Origin of the sequence: Streptomyces sp. NPDC050147 (assembly GCF_040660195.1) — a bacterium.
Lineage (GTDB): Bacteria > Actinomycetota > Actinomycetes > Streptomycetales > Streptomycetaceae > Streptomyces.
Genome location: NZ_JBFALJ010000008.1, coordinates 255,259 through 267,943, shown reverse-complemented (window position 1 = coordinate 267,943; position 12,685 = coordinate 255,259). Strand labels below are relative to the sequence as shown.

At 68.9% G+C, this 12,685-nt stretch carries 11 protein-coding genes; 8 read left to right on the top strand and 3 right to left on the bottom strand.

Going from position 1 to position 12,685, the window contains the following annotated elements; translation table 11 throughout:
* Window positions 1-6 precede the first annotated feature (6 nt).
* Window positions 7-789, bottom strand: coding sequence for a transcriptional repressor LexA (gene lexA, locus AB0I94_RS15695; protein ID WP_363310109.1), 783 nt, complete (start codon window positions 787-789; stop codon window positions 7-9).
* A gap of 493 nt (window positions 790-1,282) precedes the next feature.
* On the opposite strand from lexA, the gene nrdR reads away from it, so the two are divergent.
* Both nrdR and AB0I94_RS15685 read left to right on the top strand, forming a co-directional pair.
* Window positions 1,283-1,837 (top strand): transcriptional regulator NrdR, encoded by a 555-nt coding sequence (gene nrdR / locus AB0I94_RS15690; protein ID WP_363310108.1) that lies wholly within the window; start codon window positions 1,283-1,285, stop codon window positions 1,835-1,837.
* A gap of 135 nt (window positions 1,838-1,972) precedes the next feature.
* Window positions 1,973-4,870: a vitamin B12-dependent ribonucleotide reductase gene (locus tag AB0I94_RS15685; protein ID WP_363310107.1), complete on the top strand. Its 2,898-nt coding sequence runs from the start codon at window positions 1,973-1,975 to the stop codon at window positions 4,868-4,870.
* Between the two features lie 151 nt (window positions 4,871-5,021).
* Here AB0I94_RS15685 and AB0I94_RS15680 read toward each other — a convergent pair whose 3' ends face one another.
* Window positions 5,022-5,549 carry a TerD family protein gene (locus AB0I94_RS15680; protein ID WP_363310106.1) on the bottom strand — a complete coding sequence of 176 codons (528 nt, stop codon included), beginning with the start codon at window positions 5,547-5,549 and terminating at the stop codon, window positions 5,022-5,024.
* Window positions 5,550-5,633: 84 nt separating this feature from the next.
* Here AB0I94_RS15680 and AB0I94_RS15675 point away from each other — a divergent pair, with 84 nt between their 5' ends.
* The 5 genes from AB0I94_RS15675 (at window position 5,634) to AB0I94_RS15655 (ending at window position 10,159) form a co-directional block, all read left to right on the top strand.
* Window positions 5,634-5,867 (top strand): hypothetical protein, encoded by a 234-nt coding sequence (locus tag AB0I94_RS15675; protein ID WP_363310105.1) that lies wholly within the window; start codon window positions 5,634-5,636, stop codon window positions 5,865-5,867.
* A 33-nt stretch (window positions 5,868-5,900) separates the two neighbouring features.
* Window positions 5,901-6,506: a YdbC family protein gene (locus AB0I94_RS15670; RefSeq protein ID WP_363310104.1), complete on the top strand. Its 606-nt coding sequence runs from the start codon at window positions 5,901-5,903 to the stop codon at window positions 6,504-6,506.
* A 120-nt stretch (window positions 6,507-6,626) separates the two neighbouring features.
* A complete protein-coding gene (locus tag AB0I94_RS15665) occupies window positions 6,627-7,286 on the top strand; it encodes a histidine phosphatase family protein (protein WP_363310103.1) in 660 nt (219 codons plus the stop codon).
* A 12-nt stretch (window positions 7,287-7,298) separates the two neighbouring features.
* Window positions 7,299-8,207 (top strand): ADP-ribosylglycohydrolase family protein, encoded by a 909-nt coding sequence (locus AB0I94_RS15660; protein ID WP_363310102.1) that lies wholly within the window; start codon window positions 7,299-7,301, stop codon window positions 8,205-8,207.
* A gap of 488 nt (window positions 8,208-8,695) precedes the next feature.
* Window positions 8,696-10,159 carry a DUF4173 domain-containing protein gene (locus AB0I94_RS15655; protein WP_363310148.1) on the top strand — a complete coding sequence of 488 codons (1,464 nt, stop codon included), beginning with the start codon at window positions 8,696-8,698 and terminating at the stop codon, window positions 10,157-10,159.
* A 192-nt stretch (window positions 10,160-10,351) separates the two neighbouring features.
* Here AB0I94_RS15655 and AB0I94_RS15650 read toward each other — a convergent pair whose 3' ends face one another.
* Window positions 10,352-11,908: an MFS transporter gene (locus AB0I94_RS15650; RefSeq protein ID WP_363310101.1), complete on the bottom strand. Its 1,557-nt coding sequence runs from the start codon at window positions 11,906-11,908 to the stop codon at window positions 10,352-10,354.
* Window positions 11,909-12,032: 124 nt separating this feature from the next.
* Between AB0I94_RS15650 and AB0I94_RS15645 the strand changes: the two genes are divergently transcribed.
* Entirely contained in the window at window positions 12,033-12,647 is a 615-nt protein-coding gene (locus AB0I94_RS15645) for a TetR/AcrR family transcriptional regulator (RefSeq protein WP_363310100.1), read from the top strand.
* Window positions 12,648-12,685: the final 38 nt, after the last annotated feature.

The following is a 12,685-nucleotide window of genomic DNA, read 5'->3' as shown; positions in this document are numbered from 1 at the left end:
GGAGGTTCACACGCGCCGCAGCACCGCCACCACCTTGCCGAGGATCGTCGCCTCGTCACCAGGGATGGGCTGGTACGCGGAGTTATGGGGCAGCAGCCACACGTGTCCGTCCTCGCGCTTGAACCGCTTCACCGTCGCTTCGCCGTCGAGCATGGCGGCCACGATGTCGCCGTTCTCCGCGACCGGCTGGCGGCGCACCGTCACCCAGTCCCCGTCACAGATGGCGGCCTCGATCATCGAGTCGCCGACGACCTTCAGGACGAACAGCTCACCGTCGCCGACGAGCTGCCGGGGGAGCGGGAAGACGTCCTCCACCGACTCCTCGGCGAGGATGGGGCCACCGGCCGCGATGCGGCCGACCAGCGGCACGTACGAAGCGGCGGGCTTGCCTGCCGTGTCCGTGGGCTGGCTGCTCGGCTGGTCCGAGCCACGCACCTCGTACGCGCGCGGGCGGTGCGGGTCGCGGCGGAGGAAGCCCTTGCGCTCCAGGGCCATCAGCTGGTGAGCCACCGACGACGTGCTGGAGAGGCCCACCGCCTGCCCGATCTCCCGCATCGACGGCGGGTAGCCCCGCCGCTGCACCGAGTCCCTGATGACCTCGATGACACGGCGCTGCCGGTCCGTGAGCCCCGAGCTGTCGGCGCGGATGCCGGGAGGTCGTCCCGGTAGGGAGCGGGTGGGCTTGGCGCCCTCCGGGTTCGTGACTGCGTCATTCATGGCATGCACCGGCTCGAGTCGGCTCTGGCGGTCCTGAGCAGTGATGGTGGCACTGTCTGCGGTGGTGGTCACGTCGGTCGGCCCCTCTCGAGATGTTCTCCCTAGTTAGCCAACGGTAGTTGCTTTCGAAAGGTTGCGCCAAACACACGTTCGAGTGAAAAATCGCAGAATGCCTGCCGTGATCATGCGTCTGGGTGTATGGCTAACGTTCGAACCGACTGGCATTTCGGTTGATTACGGTACGCTTCACCGCCAGGGTCGCGGCCCCCTCAGTGGGGCTCCCATACTGCCACTCGGCACCCGGTCAACCCGGCACCGCCCCCTTCTCGTGCGGTGCGCGAGGCGGGCTCGTACTCTTCCCAACGGCTGCGGGCACGCGACACGCGATGGGGCCGGATTTGCGGCCGAACCCCAGATCTAGTGGTTGGATTGCAGCCACGGCCCAGAAGTTGTGGTCCCCGGTCTTTTCAGACCGTGGGCATCGCCTATGCTTGGGGCTGCTTCGAGGGCCCCAAGGGCCTGTTGAGGCCTATGAGTCGTGTCGTGAAGGAGGGTTGGGAGTTCCATGCACTGCCCCTTCTGCAGGCACCCCGACAGTCGCGTCGTCGACAGTCGCACCACCGACGACGGCACGTCGATCCGCAGGCGCCGTCAGTGTCCCGATTGCTCCCGTCGTTTCACGACCGTGGAGACGTGTTCGCTGATGGTGGTCAAGCGCAGCGGAGTGACCGAACCGTTCAGCCGTACGAAGGTGATCAACGGCGTACGCAAAGCGTGCCAGGGGCGGCCGGTGACCGAGGACGCCCTCGCCCAGCTCGGCCAGCGGGTCGAAGAGGCGGTGCGGGCCACCGGGAGTGCCGAACTGACCACCCATGACGTGGGTCTGGCCATACTCGGTCCGCTGCAGGAGCTGGACCTCGTGGCCTACCTGCGTTTCGCGTCCGTCTATCGGGCGTTCGACTCGCTCGACGACTTCGAGGCTGCCGTCGGGGAGCTGAGGGACCAGCGGGAAAAGCGGCTCGACGAAGAGCCGCAGGGCGCCGGCGGCGAGAGCGGCGCGAAGAAATGCGGGCCCGGAGGGACTGCCGAAGTCCCGGTGCCCGCCACTGCCGCCGACTGACCGGCTGAACGGCCGACGGCGGCACACACAGACCTGTTGCGGAAGCCTTCGCGGCTTTCGCGGCACCAGACAACACCGTGTCACGGGGAACATCGTGGCACTTCAGGGCGTTTTAGCCTGATACAGGGAGGCGGCATGACCGAGACGACGAGCGGCCCGGCACGAGGTTCCCGAGCCAAGGGATCCAAGGCCAGCAAGGGTCTGCGTATCGAGCGCATCCATACGACGCCCGGCGTGCATCCGTACGACGAGGTGGTCTGGGAGCGCCGAGACGTCGTCATGACCAACTGGCGCGACGGCTCGGTCAACTTCGAGCAGCGTGGCGTCGAGTTCCCCGACTTCTGGTCGGTGAACGCGGTCAACATCGTCACCAGCAAGTACTTCCGCGGGGCCGTTGGCACCCCGCAGCGCGAGACCGGCCTCAAGCAGCTGATCGACCGCATCGTGAAGACGTACCGGAAGGCCGGCGAGGACTACAACTACTTCGCCTCGCCCGCCGACGCCGAGATCTTCGAGCACGAGCTGGCGTACGCCCTCCTGCACCAGATCTTCAGCTTCAACTCGCCGGTCTGGTTCAACGTCGGCACGCCCCAGCCGCAGCAGGTCTCGGCCTGCTTCATCCTGGCCGTCGACGACTCCATGGACTCGATCCTCGACTGGTACAAGGAAGAGGGGATGATCTTCAAGGGCGGCTCCGGCGCCGGCCTGAACCTCTCCCGCATCCGTTCCTCGAAGGAACTGCTGTCCTCCGGCGGCAACGCCTCGGGACCGGTCTCCTTCATGCGCGGTGCCGACGCGTCCGCAGGAACGATCAAGTCGGGTGGCGCCACGCGCCGCGCGGCCAAGATGGTCATCCTCGACGTCGACCACCCCGACATCGAGGGCTTCATCGAGACCAAGGTGAAGGAAGAGGAGAAGATCCGCGCCCTGCGTGACGCGGGCTTCGACATGGACCTGGGCGGCGACGACATCACGTCCGTCCAGTACCAGAACGCCAACAACTCGGTCCGCGTGAACGACACGTTCATGAAGGCGGTCGAGGAGGGCGGCAAGTTCGGCCTGACGTCCCGCATGACGGGTGACGTCATCGAGGAGGTCGACGCCAAGTCGCTCTTCCGCAAGATGGCCGAGGCCGCCTGGGCCTGCGCCGACCCCGGCATCCAGTACGACGACACGATCAACGCCTGGCACACCTGCCCGGAGTCCGGCCGGATCAACGGCTCGAACCCGTGCAGCGAGTACATGCACCTGGACAACACGTCCTGCAACCTCGCCTCGCTGAACCTGATGAAGTTCCTCAAGGACGACGGCCTGGGCACGCAGTCCTTCGACGCCGAGCGTTTCTCGAAGGTCGTCGAGCTGGTCATCACCGCGATGGACATCTCGATCTGCTTCGCGGACTTCCCGACGCAGAAGATCGGCGAGAACACCCGCGCCTTCCGCCAGCTGGGCATCGGCTACGCCAACCTCGGCGCCCTGCTGATGGCCACCGGTCACGCGTACGACTCCGACGGCGGCCGCTCCCTGGCCGGCGCCATCACCTCGCTGATGACGGGTACGTCGTACAAGCGTTCCGCCGAGCTCGCCGCGGTCGTCGGTCCTTACGACGGCTACGCCAAGAACGCGACGCCGCACAAGCGCGTCATGAAGCAGCACGCCGACGCCAACGCCACGGCTCCCCGCGTCGACGACCTGGACACGCCGATCTGGGCCGCCGCCACGGAGGCCTGGCAGGACGTCATCCGCCTCGGCGAGAAGAACGGTTTCCGTAACTCCCAGGCGTCCGTCATCGCCCCGACCGGCACCATCGGTCTCGCGATGTCCTGCGACACCACCGGCCTTGAGCCCGACCTCGCCCTGGTCAAGTTCAAGAAGCTCGTCGGTGGCGGCTCGATGCAGATCGTCAACGGCACCGTGCCGCAGGCCCTGCGTCGCCTGGGTTACCAGGAGGAGCAGATCGAGGCGATCGTCGCCCACATCGCCGACCACGGCAATGTGATCGACGCCCCCGGCCTGAAGACCGAGCACTACGAGGTCTTCGACTGCGCGATGGGCGAGCGTTCCATCTCCGCGATGGGCCACGTCCGCATGATGGCGGCCATCCAGCCGTGGATCTCCGGCGCGCTCTCCAAGACGGTCAACCTGCCGGAGACGGCCACGGTCGAGGACGTCGAAGAGGTCTACTACGAGGCGTGGAAGATGGGCGTCAAGGCGCTCGCCATCTACCGCGACAACTGCAAGGTCGGCCAGCCCCTCTCCGCCAAGAAGAAGGAGAAGGAGAAGGCCGAGGTCACCGAGAAGGCCGAGGGCACGATCCGTGCCGCGGTCGAGAAGGTGGTCGAGTACCGCCCCGTCCGCAAGCGCCTTCCCAAGGGCCGCCCGGGGATCACCACCTCCTTCACCGTGGGTGGCGCCGAGGGCTACATGACCGCCAACTCCTACCCGGACGACGGTCTCGGTGAGGTCTTCCTGAAGATGTCCAAGCAGGGTTCGACCCTCGCGGGCATGATGGACGCCTTCTCGATCGCCGTCTCCGTGGGCCTGCAGTACGGCGTTCCGCTGGAGACGTACGTCTCGAAGTTCACGAACATGCGCTTCGAGCCGGCCGGCATGACGGACGACCCGGACGTGCGGATGGCGCAGTCGATCGTCGACTACATCTTCCGCCGCCTGGCGCTGGACTTCCTGCCCTTCGAGACCCGCTCCGCGCTCGGCATCCACTCGGCCGAGGAGCGTCAGCGTCACCTGGAGACGGGTTCGTACGAGCCGTCCATGGACGACTCGGACGTCGACGTCGAGGGCCTCGCTCAGTCCGCCCCGCGGCAGCCCGAGGCACTGAAGGCCGTCGCCGCGCCGAAGGCCGAGGCCGAGAAGCCCGCTCCGCAGCAGGCGCACACCAGCGCCGAGCTCGTCGAGATGCAGCTGGGCATCCAGGCCGACGCGCCGCTGTGCTTCTCCTGCGGGACGAAGATGCAGCGGGCCGGCTCCTGCTACATCTGCGAGGGCTGCGGCTCGACCAGCGGTTGTAGCTGACCCGGCACCGGCCGGAGCTCCCCTCCCCGTGCTAGCCGGGAGGGGGAGTTCCCTCCCCGTGCCGGCCGGGAGTGAAGCCTGATCGTCCAGGGCGGTGGTGCCGAGGAATCGGCATCACCGCCCTTGGCGTTTCCCGCCCGGGGCGTCGTGCTCAGATCTCGGTGCCCATCACCGCGGCGAAGGACGTCGGGTCGGCGTCGAAACCGCGGATCATCTCGCGGAAGGACCATGCGCCTGACTCGTCCCGGTTGAACTCGGCGATGGTCGCGGCCGTGTACCCGGAGACCGCGGAGAGGTCGCTCTGCGCCAGGTCGGTGTACCCCTCCCGGATGCGCACCGAGGTGTTCGGGATGTCGCCGAACGCCTTCGGTTCCTCGTGAGGCTGTATGGCCACACCGACCACCACGCGCGCGTACCTGGCCGCGAGGCGGTCGAGCTCCAGGGTCATGACCTCGTCGAAGCCGAAGCCCTGGCCCGTCTTGCTGTCCCTGTTGAGGGTGATCGTCCCGTCGGGGGCGCGGCTGTCGAAGTGCACCAGATAGACCGGGCTGTCGTACGGAGCGTCCGCTGCGTAGGTCGCGGCGATGATGTCGAGATCATGCGAAGGCGCACCGACAGGGCTCGGGTCCCATTTGAGCCCCACCTCGACCTTCTTGATCCCCTTGCTGACACTGCTCACGGAGCTCCCCCTCTTCTTCGTCCCGGCTGACGCTGCCGCACCAGACATGTCCGGACGGCATGTCCTACGGACACGCTACGACGTATGACTGACATCACTGAAGTTTCCTGGTCAGTACGGGTGTTGAGGCTGACACGGGCCCACCCCCGGCGCGCCTTGGTCGGCGAGCGTCTCGCGGCGACACAGCCGGACGGCACATCGGACGAACGTGACGTATGCGCCGAGGAATTGGGGGATGTCCTCGACCGTGGGTTCGGTATTGAACTGAACACCGATGATCGCGCCGAGGTGAACCGGGCGCACTGCGCCGGAGCGTGACCCGGGCCACGCTCCGCGCCGTACGATGGCGCGGTGCTGGTCAAGTGGATTCGCTGCACCGTGGTGGACCGACGGGGGTTCGAGCGGGGACAGCGGAAGTGGGCGGGGCTTCTGGGGGAGCCGGGGTTCCGGGGACAGGGCGGGGGGTGGAGTCGGGAGCGGCCAGGCGTGGCGCACGTCTTCGGCTTCTGGGAGAGCCGGGCCTTCTACGACTCCTTCATGGCGCGCTCCCATGACCGGCTCGCCGCCACGCAGTCGGGCACCTTCAAGGACATCCAGATCAAGCTCTTCGACCACCGTTTCGACGTGAAGACGGGCTTCGAACCGCGCTTCACGGACGCGGACGTGGTGCGAGTGGCGCACTGCCGCGTCCGTGAGGCGCGGGTGGAGCACTTCGCGCTCATGCAGGAGAAGGTCTGGAACCCGGCGATGGCGGGCTCTCCGGGGATGGTGCGCGGGCTCTTCGGCCAGGCGCCCGGGCACGAGTTCCTCGTCCTGTCGATGTGGCTCTCGGCCGCCGAGCACGGCAAGTACCGCAGGGAGCGCGTGGAGCGCCTGTCGCTGCGGGCCCAGACGGAGGCCGATGTCGCGGCGCTGGCCGGTGACATCGTGGAACTGGAGCCGTCGTGGACGGTGTGACGTCCCGCGGGAGGTGACCTGGCACGCCGAGGTGCGATCGGCGGTCGCCACGTACGCCGGATGGCGCCCCAACGGCCGACCGGTTGGGCCGCCGGAGAGGGGCCGATCTAGGGTTTCCGTATGGCACGTCCGCAGCGCATCTTCCTTGTCCGGCACGGCGAGTCGGCCGGAAACGCCGACGACACCGTGTACGAACGCGAACCAGATCACGCGCTGGCGCTCACCGAGAAGGGCTGGCGCCAGGCGGACGAGACGGGCCGGCAGCTACGGGAGGCCGTCGGCCGGGAGCGGGTGAGTGTGTACGTCTCGCCCTACCGCCGCACCCACGAGACCTTCCGGGCCCTGCGGCTCGATCCCGATCTTGTGCGCATCCGCGAGGAGCCGCGGCTGCGGGAGCAGGACTGGGGGAACTGGCAGGACAGGGACGACGTCAAGCTGCAGAAGGCGTACCGCGACGCGTACGGGCACTTCTTCTACCGCTTCGCCCAGGGCGAGTCGGGGGCCGACGTGTACGACAGGGTGGGTGCGTTCCTGGAGAGCCTCTACCGGAGCTTCGAGGCCCCGGACCATCCGCCCAACGTCCTCCTTGTCACTCACGGCCTGACCATGCGGCTGTTCTGTATGCGCTGGTTCCACTGGTCGGTGGCGGAGTTCGAGTCGCTGTCCAACCCCGGGAACGGCGAGATGCGGACCCTGGTGCTCGGCAATGACGGCAAATACACACTGGACCGGCCGTTCGAACGCTGGCGTGAACCCGAGCCGTACGGCGTCACCGGATAGAGTGGCAGAGCGATGACCGCTGACTCCTCTCCCGACCGGCGCCTGGCCCGCGCTGTGGCCAGCCTGCGCGGACTGGCGGTGGGGGACGCGCTGGGCTCTCAGTTCTTCGTGCCCGCGAACTACCCCCTGCTGAAGCGCCGTGAAGCGCCCCCAGGCCCCTGGCAGTGGACCGACGACACCGAGATGGCCTGTTCCGTACTCGCGGTCCTGATCCGCCACGACCGGATCGACCAGGACGCCCTGGCCCTGTCCTTCGCCGAACACCACGACTTCGACCGCGGCTACGGCCCGGCAGTGAACCGACTGCTCAGGCAGGTCCGGGAGGGCGGAGACTGGCGGGAGCTGGCCTCCGCGCTGTTCAAGGGGCAGGGCTCCTGGGGCAACGGGGCGGCCATGCGGATCGCCCCGCTCGGCGCCTGGTACGCGGACGATCCGGAGCAGGCGACGCACCAGGCGGAGATCTCCGCGTACCCCACGCACCAGCACCGTGAGGCGGTCGTGGGAGCCATGGCGGTCGCCGCCGCCGCGGCGCTCGCGGCCGACCCCGCAGGCCCGCCCGCACCGAAGGCGCTGCTCGACGGCGTGATCGACCTGGTGCCCCGCAGTGCCGTGGGGGCGGGGCTCCGTCGCGCGCGGGACATGCTCGACTACGGAGACGCGGCGACGGTCGCGGCGGTCCTCGGCTGCGGTCGCCGCACGACGGCGCATGACACGGTGCCGTTCGCGCTGTGGTCGGCAGCCCGTGGCCTGGGCGCCTACGAGCAGGCCATCTGGTCCACTGCCCAAGTCGGCGGCGACATGGACACGACCTGCGCCATCGTGGGCGGAGTGGTCGCTGCCGGCGAGGGCGGGGCACCCTCCGACGCCTGGCGGGAGCGGACCGAGGCCTTGCCCGGCTGGGTGCCGGTCCCGGCGGGCTGAGTCCAGGGCCTCCAGGGGCTTCGGTGTGACTGTCCGTTCCGGTGCGACTGTCACGGTCATGCCACAGCGTGGCCGACGCGGGGGCCGCCGTCGGCCACGCGGCTACTCTTTCCGGCAGGCCGCGAGTTGATCATGACTCGTGTCGCCTTGACGAGATGCCGGTCGCCCGGCGGCCCCGCCACGCGTGCGTGCCGTCTGCTGCACGTGCGGGCCGGCCGGGAGGGGACCCCGTGTCCGATACACCGTCCACGCCTGAACCATCAGACGTGGAAGAACCACCAGCGCGTTCGGCAAGAGGATCGGCAGAAGAGCCGCCAAGGGGAGCAGCAGAGCCGCCGAGGACCCCGCGAGCGGTCAAGGACCGTGACAGCCAGGGCGAGGCGCCTGAGGAGCCCCAGGACGCCGTGCCCCGGCCGCGGGCCGTGGCGGGCGCCCCAGGGCCTCGCACCGACTGGGCGTACCCGCAGGGCGCGTACAAGCACGAGCCGTTGCTCGCCGACCTGCGGGCCGAGCCGCCCGCGCCCGTCCGCACGGGCACGCTCGGCGCGGTGCTCGCGACCGGCCTGCTGAGCATGCTGCTGCTCGGCGACGGCCTCGCGATCAACCTGCTGATCGTCGCCGTGCCCGCCGCGCTCGCCGCGTACTTCGCCGCTGAGCAAGCGGGTCGCAGGCCACGCCCATGGACGCTGACCTGGGCGATCGGTGGCCTTGCCCTGCTTGCCGTGCCCGCTCTGCGTGACGCGGGGTGGCCCTCGTTCCTCGCCATCCTCAGCGCCGTCGGGCTCGGCTCGCTCGCGCTGCACGGCTGCCGTACCTGGCCAGGCGTGCTGCTCGGCCCGGCCGGCCTCTTCGAAGCGGCGCTCTCCGGCCTCGGCTGGGGCTGGCGCGGGGTGCGGAGCCGTGCGAGCGGGTCCAGGAGCGGTCCCGTGCTGCGGGCGGTCGCGGTGACCGCCGTGCTGCTCCTGGTCTTCGGCGCGCTGTTCGCCGGCGCCGACGCCGCCTTCGCGGGGCTGCTGGGCGATCTGATGCCCGACGCCTCCGTTGCCGACGGGCCGTGGCGCTTGCTGCTCTTCGCGGTCGGTGTCGTCGGGGCGCTCGCTGCCGCGCGCACCGCCGCCGCGCCCGTGCGGTGGGACCGGCTCGTCGTAGGTCCTGGCCGGGAGAGGGGCAGCGTCGAGTGGGCGCTGCCGCTGATCGTCCTGAACCTGCTGTTCGCGGCGTTCAACGTCGTGCAGTTGGCCGTGCTCTTCGGCGGCTACGACGCGGTCCTCGAGAAAACCGACCTCTCGTACGCCGCCTATGCCCGCCAGGGCTTCTGGCAACTGCTGCTCGCCACGCTGCTCACCCTGGTCGTCATCGTCCTCGCCCTGCGGTGGGCGCCGCGGGGTGGAGCGCGCGACCGAGGTCTGGTGCGGGCCGTGCTCGGCACGCTCTGTGCCCTCACGCTCATCGTCGTCGCGTCGGCGGTGCGGCGCATGGACATGTACGTCGAGGCGTACGGCCTGACGAGGCTGAGGGTGTCGGTCGTGGCCGTGGAGCTCTGGCTCGGCCTGATCATCGTGCTGATCATGGCGGCCGGCGTGTGGGGCGCGCGTTGGTTGCCGCGCGCCGTCGCCGCGAGCGCGGCGGCCGGTGTGCTGGCCTTCGGGCTCCTCTCGCCCGACGGACTCATCGCGGAGCGCAATGTGCAGCGCTACGAAGACACCGGGAAGTTCGATCTGGAGTACGCGCGGGGGCTGTCCGCCGATGCGGCTCCGGCCCTCGACGGGCTGCCGGAGCCGCTGCGGTCCTGCGTCCTTGAGGGCATCGAGACGGGCCTCGGCTCCGAACGGGGCCCCTGGTACGCCACCAGCCTGGGGGAGGCGCGGGCCAGGGAGATCCTTGAGGACCGGCCGCCCGCTGATCCCTCGACGGACTGCACAAGTGTCGGCCAGGGGGCCTCGTACCGCTGAGTGGCGGTTGGGCAAGGCGCCAAGCTCGCCTGGGCGGCGGGAGCGTGGCGGCGGTCGTCCATGGCGGCCGGAGCGTGGCTGTGGTCGTCTCCGGCGGCGAGCGCCGGGTCGCTCTCTCGCGGCCGTGAACGACCCGGCACGTGCGCGTGCAGCACCGTGTGTACGCACCGTGGTGCACGCCCCGCGCCTCTGTCAGCCTCCCGCTGGACCCGCCGCGCTCGCCGTGCCGGACAACGCCTCCATGTCGCTCTTGCGCACCCGGACCACCACCAGCGCGATGACCAGGGCGAGCAGGGCCATGGCGACGGCCGGGAGGAAGGCCGTCGAGATCCCCTCGGCCAGTACTTCGTGCCCCCAGGGCGCCGGCAGCTCGCCCGTCTTGGCGAAGGCGGCCTTCTGCTCCGGCGAAGCGTTCGCCATGAAGTCCGCCATCTGTTCCTTGCCCTCGTCCCGGCTCGCCGTGCCGAACACCGTGGTCAGGATGGACAGGCCGAGCGAACCGCCCACCTGCTGCGTCGCGTTGAGCAGCCCTGAGGCGGCGCCCGCCTCGTGTTGGGCCACTCCGGAGACAGCTGTCAATGTCAGGGTCACGAAGTTCAGACCCATACCGAAGCCGAACAGGAGCATCGGTCCGAGCACTCCGCCGACGTACGAACTGTCCGGGCTGATGAGGGTCTGCCAGCCGAGACCGAGGGCGACGAGCGCAGAGCCGGTCACCATGAACGGCTTGGGGCCGAGGGCCGGGAGCAGCCGCTGGGAGATGCCCGCGCCCGCCACGATCGCGACCGTGACCGGCAGGAAGGCGAGGCCCGCCTCGATCGGTGTGTAGTCCAGTACGTTCTGGACGAAGAGCACGATGAAGAAGAACATGCCGAACATCGCCGCGGCCAGGCTCAGCATGATCACGTACGAGCCGGAGCGGTTGCGGTCGGCGAACATCTTCAGTGGAGTGATCGGTTCCTTCGCCCGGCTCTCGATCAGGGCGAAGGCGAGGAGCAGCACGACCGCCGCGCCGAACGACCCCATGGTGAGGCTGTCGCTCCAGCCTTCCTCGGACGCCCGGATGAATCCGTAGACCAGGGAGGCCATGCCGAGGGTCGACGTGAGGGCGCCCGCGATGTCGAAACGGCCCGGATGGCGCTCGGACTCGCTGATGTAGAGCGGGGTGAGGAAGGCGATCAGGATGCCGATGGGTACGTTCACGAACAGCACCCAGCGCCAGTCGAGCCACTCCGTGAGCATGCCGCCGGCCAGCAGGCCGATGGCGCCGCCGCCCGCGGAGACGGCCGCGAAAACGCCGAACGCGCGGTTCCGCTCAGGGCCTTCGGGGAACGTCGTGGTGATGAGGGCCAGGGAGGTGGGCGACGCGATCGCGCCACCTACGCCCTGCAGGGCGCGCGCCGCCAGCAACTGCCAGGGCTCCTGCGCGAATCCACCCAGGAGCGAGGCGAGGGTGAAGAGCAGGATGCCGGTCATGAAGACCCGTCGTCGGCCGAGGATGTCACCGGCCCGGCCACCGAGAAGCAGCAGGCCACCGAAGGTGAGGGTGTACGCGCTGACGACCCAAGTGAGGTCCGTGGTGGAGAATTTGAGCGCGTCCTGGATGTGCGGGAGCGCGATGTTCACAATCGTCGCGTCGAGGACCACCATGAGTTGGCAGGCCGCGATGACGGTCAGGGCGATACCGGGCCGGCCTTCTCGGCGGGCGGCACCGGGCTTCCGATTCTGAGCTAACTGAGAGGTTGTCACTATGGGTCCCCCACAAGTGCGTTAGTGAACGCCCCCGTTCACTGGCCCGTCAACGGTAGTGACTCCCCATCAGTGAACGCAACCGTTCACTGACACTGCCTCGTACTCCAACGGAGAGATATCGATGGTTACTTCGCGCTGGAGCGCCGCTGCCGCTCAAACGGCCTCCCTGCGCCGCCGGGGCCCCGTCCTTGAGCGGGCGATCCTCGAGGCCACGCTCGAACAGCTCAGCACCGTCGGCTGGGCCGGGCTGACCATGGAAGGTGTGGCCGCGGGCGCGCAGACCGGCAAGGCCGCCGTCTATCGCCGCTGGCCCTCCAAGGAGGACCTCGTCGTGGACGCGCTGCAGGCCGGGCTTCCGAAACTCGACTCCGCACCGGACTGCGGAGGGGTCAGGGAAGACCTCGTCCAGCTGTGCAGGCAGATGCGTGAGGCGATGTTCTCGCGGCCCGGGTTCGCCCTCCGTGCCGTGCTTCACGAGTGTGACTCCGTGACGGCCGAGCGGTTTCATGGCGTGATCTTCGACGGGGTCATCGGGCCGAGCGTGGAACTGATCCGAGAGGTCGTACGCCGCGGAGTCGAGCGCGGAGAGGTTCGCGCCGAGGCCACGAACTCTTTCGTATGCGATGTCATCCCGGCGATGATGATGTATCGGTCCAAGGTGTGCGGGAGCGAATGGGGAGACGAGGAATTCGCCGAGCTGATCGATCAGGTCATGGTTCCGCTGCTTCGTCGGTAGACCTGGGTGTCGCTGGTGGCATGCGGCGGCGTACGCTG